Origin of the sequence: Rhodococcus sp. NPDC060086, from assembly GCF_042730275.1 — a bacterium.
GTDB lineage: Bacteria > Actinomycetota > Actinomycetes > Mycobacteriales > Mycobacteriaceae > Rhodococcus.
Genome location: NZ_JBHWWZ010000047.1, coordinates 24,150 through 37,405, shown reverse-complemented (window position 1 = coordinate 37,405; position 13,256 = coordinate 24,150). Strand labels below are relative to the sequence as shown.

Sequence of the window (13,256 nt, the reverse complement as noted above, 5' to 3'; positions counted from 1 at the left end):
AACGGCACCGAGGACACCTCAGCCAGCCAGGCTCTCTCCGGGGTGCTTTTCGCGATAGTCAGCGCCGCCGACAACTCGCTTTTGCCGGGCACAGGATTTCCGGCTTTGCGGGCGGACTCGCGGGCGGCAAGCGCGTCGTTGAACACCACCCGGCAGCACCCGAACAGTTGAGACAGTGCCCTGTGCTGCTCCCCTGTGGGATAGGCACGGTAGCGGTATCGCTTGAGCACACCCCGACGATAACTTTTGGTGTCATGGATGAGATTGGGTTTGTCAGACTTGGTAGACATGCTATCTGGGATTGTCATGTACATTTGGTGTTTGTCACAAAATTCCGCCGGGGTGCGTTCACCGGACCGATCTTGGTGGACTGCGAGCAGATCATGCGGAGAGTCTGCGCGGACTTCGGCTGCGAGCTGCGGGAGTTCAACGGCGAGGATGACCATGTGCACCTGCTCGTCGGCTTCCCCGCGACTGTGCAGCTGTCGAAGCTGGTGAATTCGCTCAAGGGTGTGTCATCGCGGCACGTGCGGCGCGATCACGCGGAGCACCTTTCCCGGTACCTGTGGGGTGGGCATGTATGGTCCCGTTCCTACTACTGCGGGACTGCGGGCGGCGCGCCGTTGTCGGTGATTGCCGAGTATGTGAGGTCTCAACGGCGCCCTGAGTGACGGTGATTCACCTCCACCGGAACGATGGAGCACTCTCACCGGGATCGGTAGAGCCGGACGATCTGCGACCACTCGGTTTCTTCTGCACTCGTAGCGCGAGCGTGCACCGCCGCGATCGCCGCCTGCACTTGATACGGTCCCGCGTCTCCATGTCGGAGCGCGTCCGTCACCAGTGCAGTTCCCTCAGCGATCGCGTCGCGTCTCCACAGGGAACGGTCCTGTTCGGACATGGGGATCAGCGTCCCGCCCGCACCGACCCGGGCAGCACGCCTCGCGTCGGTCAGAAGCATCAGTGCGAGTAGACCTGCAGTTTCCGCGTCGGAGGGCAGCGAGCGATGCACGCTGCGAGTGAGCCGGATGGCTTCCGACGACAGGTCGAGGCGGACGAGGTGCGGACCGGCAGTCGCGGCGTATCCCTCGGTGAAGATCAGGTACAGCATGTGAAGGACGGCAGCCAGGCGGACGGCGTGCCCCTCGGATACGGGCATGCGGAGCGGCTCGCCGCTGGTCTCGATGCGTTTCTTGGCTCGGGTGATCCGTCTGGTCATGGTGTCTTCGGAGACCAGGAACGCCCGCGCGATCTCGCCGGTCGTCAAACCCCCGACAGCACCCAGTGCAAGCGCGACCTGGGAGGCCGGGGTGAGCGACGAGTGGCAGCACAGAAACAGCAGGACGAGCGTGTCGTCTACCTGCGGGTGTACATCGGCTGCAGGTGCGTGCCGGTCTTCGAACGGCACCCACTGGGCGACAACGTCCTCACGATGTCGCCGCGCTTGTTCACTGCGCAACAGATCGGTCAGCCGTCGCGACGCGACGGTGACGAGCCACGCTCGCGGGTCGTCGGGGATTCCGGAGGTCGGCCACCGAGTTGCGGCGGCCAGCAATGCCTCCTGCACCGCGTCCTCGGCAAGATCGAAGTGTCCGAACCGCCGCACGACTGCACCGAGAACCTGCGGCGCCGACGACCGCAGCAGGTCCTCGATCGCAGTGTCGCGCATCTCTACAGTTCGGGCCCCGGGGGCGGGCCTTCGTCGATCGGACGGACGTCGGCATACGCGGTTTCCAGGACGTGTGCCGGGGCCGGGCATTCGCCGAGCCGGATCGCGATCTCGGTGGCGCGGTCGAAGCTGTCGCACTCGACGATCCAGTAACCGGCGAGCACTTCCTCGGTCTCGGCGTAGGGGCCGTCGGTCACGAGTGTGCCCGGTCCGACGCGTCGGGTGTGGACGGGTGCTGCCAGACCCCGTGTCTCGACGAGTTCACCGGTTTCTTCGAGTTCCGCGTTGAGTTTCGTCATGAACTCGACCATCGCCGCGAAATCGTCCTGCGACCACGCGGGGGTGTCGGTGTTCTGACCTGCCATGCCGTCGTAGTCGTGCTGGGTGGCGTAGCTCTCGATCATGAATTTCATGGCCGTTCCTCCTCCGTGGCACCCCGAATGGGTGCTTCATCGGATACGACGGAGCCGGTGAGCAGGTCCGGACATCCCTCGGAGAAAATTATCGGCGCATGGGAAGAACTTCGTGGCCGATCAGGCGACGGTGACGTGCCACACGAGCGCGGCGGCGAGCGCACCTGCGCCGTTGATCGACCAGTGCAGCGCGATCGGGGCGAGGATGCTTCCACTGCGCCGGCGAAGCCAGGTGAACACGAACCCTGCCGCCGCGGTCGCGACCACGGCCCCGGCAATGCCCACGACCTGTGCCCAGATCCCGGCACCGAGGAAGGCGCTCAGGCCCGCGTTGCCCGCGGTCAACCCGAACGATGACGCGATGTGCCACAGGCCGAACAACAGCGACCCGGCCGCGAAGACACCGCGGGCCCCCCACACACGTTCGAGGGTGCCGTGCAGGACACCGCGGAACGCGAGTTCCTCGGGGATGACTGTCTGCAACGGGATGATGATCATCGACGCCACCAGCGCGCCGGACATCGTGGCGTATCGCTCGGACAGAAAGAATTGCCTGGTGAACGGCAGTGCGATGCCGATCGCGACCACCGCGAGAACCAACCCGACCGCGCCCACCGAGTAGAGGGTGCCGCGTTTCCAGTGCCGAGGCGACAGTCCCAGTTCGTTCCAGTGCATACCCCGTTGCCGCATGATGGCGACGAGCACGCCCGCGGCGACGGGTACCGTGGCGATCGACGCCCACACCGTGGTGAAGTGCGCGATGAGGTTTGTCGCGACGAGTACTGCGACGACGACGGAGACGTCGACCCACGCGTGGAATTGGGGAATCCGCCGGACGAGCGGGGCGATCCGTTCGACTTCGACTGTCACGCGAGGGCCCCCTCGATCTGGTGCGATCCAGCGGAACGGGCGGTGTCGTACAGGTGACTGTGAAGCATCTTCTCCAGTGTACGGGCGAGCCCACCCAACTCCGGTGACACACATCACGATCAGCGCGTTCGAGGGGTGCGTCACACGCCCCGTTGTCAAGGCCTTGCTTCGACGCGACTAATCTGTTCAGCGAACCTCAGCCTCTTTTCAGGAGAAACAATGGCCGACTTCCTCTACGAGGACCTCCTGCCGATCGGGGAAGACCCCACCGAATATCGGCTGCTGACCAGCGAGGGGGTGTCCACCGTCGAAGGACCCGACGGACGCACCTTCCTGAAGGTCGAACCCGAGGCGATGCGGCTGCTCACCGAGACCGCACTTCACGACATCTCGCATTACCTGCGCACGGATCACCTGAAGCAGCTCGCGAGCATCCTCGACGATCCCGAGGCGTCGAACAACGACAAGTTCGTTGCCCTCGATCTCCTGAAGAACGCGAACATCGCGGCGGCCGGTGTGCTGCCGATGTGCCAGGACACCGGCACCGCCATCGTCATGGGCAAGCGCGGACAGCACGTCCTGACGCCCGGTGACGACGAGGAATCGATCGCGCGCGGCGTATACGACGCGTACACGCGACTGAACCTGCGCTACTCGCAGAACGCTCCGATCACCATGTGGGACGAGAAGAACACGGGCAACAACCTCCCCGCGCAGATCGAGCTGTACGCCGACACCGCGAAAGGCCACGAGAACTCCTACAAGTTCCTGTTCATGGCCAAGGGCGGCGGGTCGGCCAACAAGTCGTACCTGTACCAGGAGACCAAGGCGATCCTGAACCCGGACTCGATGATGCAGTTCCTCGAGGCCAAGATCCGCTCGCTCGGCACCGCGGCCTGCCCGCCGTACCACCTGGCGATCGTCGTGGGCGGCACGTCCGCGGAGTTCGCGATGAAGACGGCCAAGTACGCGTCCGCGCACTACCTCGACGAGCTTCCCACCGAGGGCGCGATCACCGGCCGCGGCTTCCGCGACCACGAGCTCGAGAAGAAGGTCTTCGAGCTCACCCAGAAGATCGGCATCGGCGCGCAGTTCGGCGGCAAGTACTTCTGCCACGACGTCCGCGTCGTCCGACTCCCCCGCCACGGCGCTTCGCTGCCCGTCGCGATCGCGGTGTCCTGCTCCGCCGACCGTCAGGCCAAGGCGAAGATCACCCCCGAGGGCGTGTTCCTCGAACAGCTCGAGTTCAACCCCGGGCAGTTCCTGCCCGAGGTCACCGACACTCAGCTCGACGCCGAGACCTCCGGTGTCTCGGGCACCGGTAAGGGCGCGGCGGTCAAGATCGATCTGACCAGGCCGATGCCGGAGATCCTGGCGGAGTTGTCGAAGCACCCGGTGAAGACGCGTCTGTCGCTCACGGGCCCGCTGGTCGTGGCGCGCGACATCGCGCACGCCAAGATCAAGGAACGCCTCGACGCCGGCGAGGAGATGCCGCAGTACCTCAAGGATCACCCGGTGTACTACGCCGGTCCGGCCAAGACCCCCGAGGGTCTGGCATCCGGGTCGTTCGGCCCGACCACGGCCGGCCGCATGGACTCGTACGTCGAGCAGTTCCAGGCGGCGGGCGGTTCGATGGTGATGCTCGCGAAGGGCAACCGATCCAAGCAGGTCACCGACGCGTGCAACACGCACGGCGGCTTCTACCTCGGCTCGATCGGCGGCCCCGCGGCGCGCCTGGCGCTCGACTGCATCAAGAACGTCGAGGTCGTCGAGTACGAAGAGCTCGGCATGGAAGCCGTGTGGAAGATCGACGTCGAGGACTTCCCGGCGTTCATCGTCGTCGACGACAAGGGCAACGACTTCTTCGCCCACACCGGCGAAGTCACGCTCACGGTCGGTAAGCGTCCCGGCCTCTAGAGGTCAGGCGCACTCGACACCGCGACGCGGTCCGGCAGAGTCATTGCCGAACCGCGTCGTCCGGTCTGTCATACCGCGGGCGCCACACCCGCCGGCTGCCGGATCGTCGCGTTGATCCGATTCCACACATTGATCGTTGCGATCTGCATGATCAGCGCGGAGAGTTGCTTCTCGTCGTAGAGGTCGGCGACGTCGTCCCACACCTCGTCGGGCACGGCGTCCGGTCGATCTGCGAGCCGGGTCATTGCTTCGGTGAGCGCGAGCGCGGCCCGCTCCGCATCGGTGAAGCGCTGCGACTCGCGCCATGCTGACACCGCGAACAGCCGCTCCACGGATTCTCCGGCCTCCACCGCCTCCTTCGTGTGCATCTCCACACAGAAGCTACAGCCGTTGACCTGACTCGCCCGCAGATGCACAAGATGGACCGTGCCGGTCGGGAGCCCAGTGTTCTCCAGCGTCTTCGACAGCGCTTGCAATGCGTCGAGCGTCCCGGGGAGTACGAACGCGGGGTGGTTCATTCGTGCCTTCATGTCTCTCTCCTGTCACATCGGGTTCGGTGTGTTCGTCACTCCTATGACGGAGCCGGACGAGAGAATGTGACAACGATGAGCGACGAAGTTCTGGCGGGGCAGTTCGAGACCTACCGCGAGCATCTGCGTGCGGTGGGCTTCCGCATGCTCGGGTCCACCTCGGAAGCCGACGACGCGGTGCAAGAGACGTGGCTGAAGTTGAGTCGCTCCGATACCGACGCGGTCGAGAACCTCGGAGGGTGGCTCACCACCGTCACGAGCCGGGTGTGCCTCGACATGCTGCGATCGCGCAAAGCGCGCCACGAGGTCTTGCTCGACGAGCCCGCAGAACCGGCTTCACGGGAAAACGGATCGACTGCACCGGAAGACGAGGTGGTTCTTGCCGATTCGATCGGCATCGCCATGATGGTCGTCCTCGAGGCGTTGGCGCCGGCCGAACGCCTTACTTTTGTGCTGCACGACATGTTCGGAATGCCGTTCGACGAGATCGCCCCGATCGTGGGCCGCTCCCCTGCCGCGGCACGGCAACTCGCGAGCCGCGCCCGTCGACGGGTGCGTGGCGCATCCACCCACCGGCCGGACGCTCGACACCCGCGCCGAGTGGTCGACGCGTTCCTCGTGGCCGCCCGCGAGGGACGGTTCGAGGACCTGCTCGAAGTGCTGGATCCGGATGTGGTGCTCCGCGCCGACACCCTTGCTGTGGAAGGGGCAAAGGCCGGCGCGGTGCACGGGGGTCCGAAGATCGTGGCGGAACTGGATGGAGCGGTTGCCGTGGCGGATGCGTTTCACGGTCGCGCACGCGGCGCTGTACCCGTCACGGTCGACGGGGTTCCGGGTGCGGCGTGGGCGCCGGGCGGGATACCGCGCACCGTCTTCCGGTTCACCGTGGTCGACGGGCGGATCGTCGCGCTCGAGGTCGTGGGCGACCCCGAGGCCATCGCAACACTCGACGTCGTGCTGCCCTGATCACCCCCGGATCACCGGGCTATCCGTTCCCGCGAGTGAATTCGCTTCCCGCTACAGCAATTACCCGTGTGGGAAGCTGAGGAGATCGCGGGAACGAGTGCCCGTCAGGCAGCGCAGGAGTGCGTGCGCGACAGGACAGCGGGCGACTGTGCGACGACATCCTGGAGGAACTCGACAACGACGCCGGGCGCGGGCTCTTCACCCGGCGAAAGGATTTCGCAGAGCTTGCGGTATGTGTCGTCGCTCAGCACGGGCGCGACACGGAAGTGCGTCGTCATCGACAGTGTGAACCCGATTCCGTGCCTGCGGGAACGCACCAGCAACTCGGGGCCGTGTTCGCCCTCGGTCAAACAGATTTCGAAGACGGCCCCGCCTGCGTCGTGTTCGAACGATGCGGACGAGACGTTGCTGCGGAGCATCTGACGATGGAGCGGTCGCAGTCCGCCGAGCACCAGCGGCGGAAGCGTCACGGTGCGGGAACGGTCGGCGGTGAACATGCGAATCTCCTCGGGCATATCCGGCCATATTGCGGCCGGGCATTTCTGGAAAAGTCCAATAACTGGAACTATTCCAGAAAAAGGCCTTTTCCGCAATCACCAGGCCCGAGTCATGCGTCACGTCGCGTTGTCCGGACACCTCGATCCGAGCGAACGGCTCCTCCGCTCGATCCAAGGAGACGAACGGCCCTTTCGCTCACAAGGTGCAACGGGAGCTCGGCGTTCGTCGACAGCGGAACCGCTCCCCCTTCGCCGTCCGCGGCGTAACAATGGACCGCATGGATCCGGACCCGCGGAACGTCGTCGATCTCGGAGCCGTGCGCGCCGCACGCGAGCCCCGGCTGCTCCGCCAGGTCTACGGCGAGGTACTCCGCGACGAGCGGCGCGACCAGGACCGCAGTCTCGACGACGTCGCCCGCACCGTCGGCATGTCGAAGCAGTATCTGTCCGAGGTCGAACGCGGACGCAAGGACCCGTCGTCGGAGATTCTCGGTTCCGTCTGCGCTGCACTGGGCATGCCGATGGAACAACTCCTCGAGCGCGGGATCCGCCGGATGTCAGCGCACCGCGCGATCGGGACCACGCAGCAGACCACAGTGGAGCTGCGTGCGGCGTGACGGTCAGACGCCGTCGCGGCTCACGATTATGTGGTCGGCGAGCCCGTAGCCGACCGCCTCTTCGGGCGTGAGGATGCGGTCCCGGTCGGTGTCGCGGCGAAGTTGCTCGACGTCGCGGCCGGTGTGCGCGGCGAGGATCTCCTCGGTCTGCGCCCGCACCCGCATCACCTCCGCGGCCTGCAATGCGAGATCGGAGATGGTGCCCTGGCCCTGCGCAGACGGCTGGTGCAGCAACACCTTCGAATGCGCGAGCACGTGTCGCCGGCCGGGTACGCCTGCCGCCAGCAGGACCGCGGCAGCCGACGCGGCCTGGCCCATGCAGTAGGTGGCCACGCCCGGACGTAGGAACTGCATGGTGTCGTAGATCGCGAGCATCGCGGTGGTCGACCCTCCCGGTGAATTGATGTACAGACCGATCTCACGATCGGGTGATTCCGCTTCGAGGTGCAACATCTGGGCCATGACCACATTGGCGACGCCGTCGTCGATCTCGGTGCCGAGGAAGATGATCCGTTCGTTGAGAAGACGACTGAAGACGTCGAACGACCTCTCTCCCGTCGGTGTGCGTTCGATGACGTTGGGGATTGTGTAGGTGCTCATTTGAGTCCGATCTCGCGGCCCGAAGCGAAGGGGGCGAGTTCGGCGAACGAGCCCACTACCCGGTCGACGATGCCGTAGTCGCGGGCCTCGTCGGCGGTGAACCAGCGGTCGCGGTCGCTGTCGCGTTCGATCTCCTCCATGGAATGACCGGTCGCGTCGGCAAGAATCTGCTGTGATTGCCTCTTCATGTACTCGAGGTGCTCCGCTTGGATTGCGATGTCGACGGCGGTGCCCGCGAAGCCGGCCGACGGCTGGTGCATCATGATGCGGCTGTGCGCGAGACTCACTCGCTTTCCCTTGGTGCCCGAGGCGAGAAGCACCTGCCCCATACTGGCGGCGAATCCCATGGCCACGGTGACCACGTCGTTGGGAACGAGTTGCATCGTGTCGTAGACGGCCAGGCCCGCCAACACAGAACCGCCAGGTGAGTTGACGTAGAGGACGATGTCGCGCCGGTCGTCTATGGAGGCGAGCAGCACCAGTTCCGAACAGACACGTTCGGCCATCTCGTCGTCCACCTCGCCGGTGAGAAGAAGAGTGCGGTGCCGGAAGAGTCTGTCGACGAGGGTGTCGCGATAGCTGGGTGTTCCGTTCGTTGCCATGAGCACCACACTCGCCACCGTCGACGCGGATCGACCTGTTTGTCCGCCCAGGGCAGACGAGGCCGGATGCGCGAGCGAGGCCGCCCGAGCGTGTGCCATCCGTCACACACGCGTTGGCAGGCGCGGTTCCGGGTAGTCGAGAGTTGTCACGTCGTGTTTCCGATCGATGTGACTTCGTCGGTAGATCACCGGCTCTTCCAGTGCGAAGGAGGCGAACGCACGATGACCGAGAACCGCACCGCCGCGCTACTCACCCAGTTGCGCACACTCCACGAACTCACCCATGCCGAAACTCAGGTAGCCGAGACCCGCATCGCTCAGGCCCGTACCGAAGCGGTACGCAAGGAGCTGACCGAGAACGCCGAGAACTGCCGGATCCGGGCGGTCGCCATCGAGGAAGCCATCCGCGACCTCGGCGGGCTCCCCGATATGGTGGGGCCGTTCCTCGGCCGAGCCGCCACCATGGTGAAGACCGTCGCCGAACAGGCGCAACCCTTCGACGAAGCACTGTTGTCGGACCTCTCGCTCGAGCATCAACTGCTCGACCGCGCCCGTTATGTGAAGGCGCTCGGCACCGCCGATGGTCACACGTCGATCGTGTCCCTGGCCGACCGCCTGATCACGGCGCACACGGCCACTGTGGAATGGCTGACCACGGTCCTCGCGGAGGAGGCGCTCGGAGGTCCTGCCGCTCTGCGCCGCACTCCGCTGCAGGCCGCAGCCGGGACCGCAGTGCGAATCGTCAATACGCCGGTCATCTGGTCGGCCCGCGGACTCGACCGTGCGATCGATGTCGCGCGTTCGACGCGACCCCGCATCGAGTCGCTGCTCTCCCGCGGCGCTCACGCCGGTGACGTCGCCGCCAAGACCGTCGGTGCGTCGCGCGACGCCGCTCTCGAAGCCGCCGAGCGGGTGAGCCGCCGCGAAGGCGCGGATGGCGCCGCAGACGCTCTGCACAACGCACGCAGCGCAACGGGAACTCTCTCCCCGGAGGAGCTGCCGATCCCCGACTACGACGACCTCACCGTCCCGAAGGCCGTGGAGGCAGTCAAGGAACTGACCGAGCCCGCAGCCATCCGCGCCGTCGTGGCCTACGAGGAAGCCCACAAGGCGCGACACGGCGTGATCTCGGCTGCTCAGGCTCGTCTCGCCACTGTTGCGCAGGACGTGGTCGGCATCTGACCCACCGACTCCCCAATGCGGTAGTTCCGCCACGATCGCCGGGTTGCGCAAACCCGGCGATCGTCGTCGGATCTTCCGTGTCCCCGAGGCCCGCAGTGGGTACGTCATCCGTACGACCCGAAGAAGGGAACACCCCCATGACCGATGTCCTGTTCGCCGTCAGTGCAGCCGATCACTGGACACTCCAGGACGGCACCCGTCACCCCACCGGCTTCTGGGCGGAAGAGCTCGTGGAGCCGTACACCGCCTTCGTCGAGGCCGGCTACACCATCACCGTGGCGACTCCGGGCGGGCGTACCCCGGTCGTGGACCGGGCCAGCCTCGAGCCCGAGGCCGCCGGAGGCGACGACCGCGCCACCGCGCTGAAGACATCCCTCGACGAACTCCGCCCCGTACTCGCGGACGCTGCGGCACTGGAAGACCTCCACGCCGGAGACTTCGACCTGCTTTTCGTCCCCGGCGGTCACGCACCGATGGAGGATCTTGCCGTCGACGAACGATTCGGCGAACTCGTGCGACAGTTCGTGGAGTTCGACAAGATCGTCGCAATGGTCTGCCACGCACCTGCAGCGCTACTCTCCTCGTTCGCGTCCGGAGGGCGCTGGCTGTTCGAGGGATACAAGCTGACGGCCTTCACGAACCTCGAGGAGGTGCAGGCGGGACTGGCCGACAAGGCCCCCTGGTTGCTGCAGGACCGTCTTCAGGAAGCGGGGGCACTCTTCTCGTCCGGTGACGTGTGGGAACCGCATGTGGTGGTCGATCGATGCCTGTACACGGGTCAGAACCCGGCGTCCTCGCGTCCGCTGGCCGATCGTGTCGTCGCCGATATCGCCTCCCGAGACGGCAACCGCTCCCCCTAGTCCTCGAGCGCTACCCGAGCACGTTCCGGCAGCGTGAATGCTGCGACAGCGGCAACGACGAATGCCGCCGCGAAGGTGCCGAAGACCAGAGCGTTGCCGCCGTCGATCAGCAGGGGCACGAGCAGCGGCGCGATGATCGACGCGAGCCGACCGAACGCGGCGGCGGAGCCGGTTCCGGATCCGCGCACCGACGTCGGGTACAGCTCCGGTCCGATCGCGTACAACGCACCCCACGCGCCGAGGTTGAAGAACGACAACGCCATCCCTGCCGCAATGATCGTTGTAGGGGTGTCGGCGAGACCGAACAGAGCTGCCGACACGGCCGATCCCGCGAGGAACACCGCCAGGGTGATGCGTCTGCCCCACACCTCGATCAACCATGCAGCGACGGCGTAGCCCGGGAGCTGCGCGACGGTGATGATCAGCGTGTAGCCGAACGACGTCACCAGGTCGAAGCCCTGCGCAACCAGCAGGCTGGGCAGCCAGATGAACGCGCCGTAGTACGAGAAGTTGATACCGAACCAGACGATCCACAGCGCGGCGGTGCGAGCACGCAGTCCCTCGTCCCAGATCGATCGTCGCGGGACGTGGGTGGGCGTTGCCGGCGTCGCCTCGGCCGGTTCGTCGCGAACCTCCTCTACCGGGGCCGCGACCCCCGCGGAGCGTTCGTAGTCACGGACGATCGACTCGGCTTCCGCATAGCGACCCTTGCTTTCGAGAAACCGAACTGATTCCGGGAGCCCGAGACGAACGACCAGTGCATAGGCGGCCGGAACCAGGCCGACGGCGAGCGCCCACCGCCACCCGTCGTCGTTCAGTGGCACGACGAAGTAGCCGATCAAGGCTGCGAGTAACCATCCGACAGCCCAGAACGCTTCGAGCGCCACCACCACGCGGCCACGGATCTTGCGGGGAGCGAACTCGCTGACCAGCGTCGACGCGACCGGGAGTTCTGCACCGAGCCCGAGGCCCACGACGAAACGCAACGCGATGAGCATCGCGACCGACGTCGACAACGCTGCCGCACCCGTCGCCAATCCGTAAACGAGAAGGGTCGCGGCGAACACCTGCCGACGGCCGATGCGGTCGGCGAGCAGGCCACCGACCGAGGCCCCGATCGCCATACCGAGGAACCCGATGGAGGCGATCCACGACAGCTGAGTGGACGACAGATCCCACTGCACCGCCAGTGCTGCCATCACGAACGAGATGAGACCCACGTCCATCGCGTCGAGCGCCCAGCCGACGCCCGAGCCGCCCAGCAGGCGTCGGTGCTTGGCGGTGAACGGCAGTTCGTCGAGCCGCTGGGTGCGAGTGGGCATAGATCGGAAGTTACACCCGCCGCCTCCGGAGCTGCGAGGTCAGCCTCGCGCGGCCTCCTCGAGCAGGGCGATCTCGATCTTCTGCATCTTCATCAGCACATCGCTGACCCGCTGCGCCACATTCCGGTCAGGGTCCGCAAGCAGTTCGAAGAGCCGTCGTGGCACCACCTGCCACGACACACCGAACCGATCCTTGCACCAACCACACTGCGATTCCTCTCCGCCATCGGCGATGAGTGAATTCCAGTAGTGATCGACCTCGTCCTGGCCGCCGCAATCGATCTGGAACGACACCGCCTCGGTGAACTGGAACTGCGGCCCGCCGTTCAACCCGGTGAAGCGGGAGCCGTCGAGTTCGAATTCGACGGTCAGGACGGTGCCGGCGGGCAGGGGTGTGCCCTCCGGATAGTAGGAGGTACTCAACACTTTCGAGTTGGGAAACACAGTGGTGTAGAACTCGGCTGCTTCCTGGGCGTTCATGTCGAACCACAGGCACGGGGTGAGAGCGGGCATCGTGAGGCTCCTTCGTCGGATCTCGTCGGCGGACACAAAAGGCAGACCACCGCCGACGCGAAATCTCATCGCTCACTCGACGGCGAATCGCACGGGCGGCTCATAGAGGCCTCGGTCGGACCACAGGCTTGCCCCGGCGTGACCGAGCAGCAGTTTGGTGTAATACACCGGCCCGAACCAGGGCGCGATTCGTGAAGGCCCGAGCACTCGGTCCAGGGCGATACCGCCCACAGTCAGCGCGAAACCGAGAGGGCGTCGATACCGCGGGGTGGCACGAATCGCGACGGTCGCCGCCATCATGTAGCAGTAGTGCGCGCCCGCCCGCAGCCACACCGGCATGCGGTGCGGCTCGTCCCGATCCCACCACGCGAACAGCAGCGGATGTACGTGTAGTACAGCAAATTTCAGGTGATCGGCGTCGGACGCGGAGGGACGCTCGTACCAGCGGGCGCACGCACGAGTGTTGTTCACCCATGCTCCGCCCCACAGGTCGACCGCAACGGCGCGAAGCGTCAGGGATTCGGCGGTGGACAGGTCGCGCGACCGATGTGAAAGTCTTGGTGCCGCGACCCCGCCGAGCACCGAGAGACCCGCGGTGACCGTGTTCTGAACCGGCCCCGCTTCGGGTCCGACAAACTCGCCCCACGCCCGTCGAAGTCGGCCTCGTGCACCCATGTTTGCTCAGTCTGCCACTGATT

General features: G+C 65.8%; 17 protein-coding genes. 6 read left to right on the top strand and 11 right to left on the bottom strand.

Annotated elements, in window-relative coordinates; translation table 11 throughout:
- A partial coding sequence (locus ACFWB0_RS20770) for a helix-turn-helix domain-containing protein (protein ID WP_378492317.1) occupies positions 1-230 on the bottom strand: 230 nt, incomplete at its 3' end.
- 24 nt (positions 231-254) lie between these two features.
- Between ACFWB0_RS20770 and tnpA the strand changes: the two genes are divergently transcribed.
- Positions 255-671: an IS200/IS605 family transposase gene (tnpA, locus tag ACFWB0_RS20765; protein WP_378492316.1), complete on the top strand. Its 417-nt coding sequence runs from the start codon at positions 255-257 to the stop codon at positions 669-671.
- A gap of 35 nt (positions 672-706) precedes the next feature.
- On the opposite strand, the gene ACFWB0_RS20760 is transcribed toward tnpA, so the two are convergent.
- The 3 genes from ACFWB0_RS20760 to ACFWB0_RS20750 form a co-directional block, all read right to left on the bottom strand.
- Positions 707-1,669 carry an RNA polymerase sigma factor gene (locus tag ACFWB0_RS20760; protein WP_378492315.1) on the bottom strand — a complete coding sequence of 321 codons (963 nt, stop codon included), beginning with the start codon at positions 1,667-1,669 and terminating at the stop codon, positions 707-709.
- A 2-nt stretch (positions 1,670-1,671) separates the two neighbouring features.
- Complete coding sequence (locus ACFWB0_RS20755) at positions 1,672-2,082, bottom strand: YciI family protein (protein WP_378492314.1); 411 nt, start codon at positions 2,080-2,082, stop codon at positions 1,672-1,674.
- Between the two features lie 120 nt (positions 2,083-2,202).
- The gene (locus tag ACFWB0_RS20750; RefSeq protein WP_378492313.1) at positions 2,203-2,952 is read right to left on the bottom strand and encodes a CPBP family intramembrane glutamic endopeptidase; all 750 of its coding nucleotides are present in this window, start codon (positions 2,950-2,952) and stop codon (positions 2,203-2,205) included.
- A gap of 219 nt (positions 2,953-3,171) precedes the next feature.
- Between ACFWB0_RS20750 and ACFWB0_RS20745 the strand changes: the two genes are divergently transcribed.
- A complete protein-coding gene (locus ACFWB0_RS20745) occupies positions 3,172-4,869 on the top strand; it encodes a fumarate hydratase (protein ID WP_378492312.1) in 1,698 nt (565 codons plus the stop codon).
- 68 nt (positions 4,870-4,937) lie between these two features.
- Here the strand turns inward: ACFWB0_RS20745 and ACFWB0_RS20740 are convergent, their stop codons facing one another.
- Positions 4,938-5,399, bottom strand: coding sequence for a carboxymuconolactone decarboxylase family protein (locus ACFWB0_RS20740; protein ID WP_378492311.1), 462 nt, complete (start codon positions 5,397-5,399; stop codon positions 4,938-4,940).
- Between the two features lie 75 nt (positions 5,400-5,474).
- Here ACFWB0_RS20740 and ACFWB0_RS20735 point away from each other — a divergent pair, with 75 nt between their 5' ends.
- Positions 5,475-6,365: a sigma-70 family RNA polymerase sigma factor gene (locus tag ACFWB0_RS20735; protein ID WP_378492310.1), complete on the top strand. Its 891-nt coding sequence runs from the start codon at positions 5,475-5,477 to the stop codon at positions 6,363-6,365.
- A gap of 104 nt (positions 6,366-6,469) precedes the next feature.
- Here ACFWB0_RS20735 and ACFWB0_RS20730 read toward each other — a convergent pair whose 3' ends face one another.
- Positions 6,470-6,862, bottom strand: a complete 393-nt coding sequence (locus ACFWB0_RS20730; protein ID WP_378492309.1) for a hypothetical protein — start codon at positions 6,860-6,862, stop codon at positions 6,470-6,472.
- Positions 6,863-7,140: 278 nt separating this feature from the next.
- Here ACFWB0_RS20730 and ACFWB0_RS20725 point away from each other — a divergent pair, with 278 nt between their 5' ends.
- Positions 7,141-7,479: a helix-turn-helix domain-containing protein gene (locus ACFWB0_RS20725; RefSeq protein WP_378492308.1), complete on the top strand. Its 339-nt coding sequence runs from the start codon at positions 7,141-7,143 to the stop codon at positions 7,477-7,479.
- Positions 7,480-7,482: 3 nt separating this feature from the next.
- Here the strand turns inward: ACFWB0_RS20725 and ACFWB0_RS20720 are convergent, their stop codons facing one another.
- Together ACFWB0_RS20720 and ACFWB0_RS20715 are read right to left on the bottom strand one after the other, a co-directional pair.
- Entirely contained in the window at positions 7,483-8,079 is a 597-nt protein-coding gene (locus tag ACFWB0_RS20720) for an ATP-dependent Clp protease proteolytic subunit (protein WP_378492307.1), read from the bottom strand.
- Entirely contained in the window at positions 8,076-8,681 is a 606-nt protein-coding gene (locus tag ACFWB0_RS20715; RefSeq protein WP_378492306.1) for a ClpP family protease, read from the bottom strand. Before ACFWB0_RS20715 ends, ACFWB0_RS20720 begins: the two co-directional genes overlap by 4 nt.
- Before the next feature lie 222 nt (positions 8,682-8,903).
- Between ACFWB0_RS20715 and ACFWB0_RS20710 the strand changes: the two genes are divergently transcribed.
- Together ACFWB0_RS20710 and ACFWB0_RS20705 are read left to right on the top strand one after the other, a co-directional pair.
- On the top strand, positions 8,904-9,863 hold the full coding sequence (locus ACFWB0_RS20710) for a ferritin-like domain-containing protein (protein WP_378492305.1): 960 nt from the start codon (positions 8,904-8,906) through the stop codon (positions 9,861-9,863).
- A 137-nt stretch (positions 9,864-10,000) separates the two neighbouring features.
- Entirely contained in the window at positions 10,001-10,723 is a 723-nt protein-coding gene (locus tag ACFWB0_RS20705; protein WP_378492304.1) for a type 1 glutamine amidotransferase domain-containing protein, read from the top strand.
- On the opposite strand, the gene ACFWB0_RS20700 is transcribed toward ACFWB0_RS20705, so the two are convergent.
- From ACFWB0_RS20700 to ACFWB0_RS20690, 3 genes are all read right to left on the bottom strand, one after another.
- Entirely contained in the window at positions 10,720-12,045 is a 1,326-nt protein-coding gene (locus tag ACFWB0_RS20700; protein WP_378492303.1) for an MFS transporter, read from the bottom strand. The genes ACFWB0_RS20705 and ACFWB0_RS20700 overlap by 4 nt on opposite strands.
- Before the next feature lie 39 nt (positions 12,046-12,084).
- Entirely contained in the window at positions 12,085-12,558 is a 474-nt protein-coding gene (locus tag ACFWB0_RS20695; protein ID WP_378492302.1) for a VOC family protein, read from the bottom strand.
- Positions 12,559-12,630: 72 nt separating this feature from the next.
- Entirely contained in the window at positions 12,631-13,233 is a 603-nt protein-coding gene (locus tag ACFWB0_RS20690; RefSeq protein ID WP_378492301.1) for a hypothetical protein, read from the bottom strand.
- Positions 13,234-13,256 lie beyond the last annotated feature (23 nt).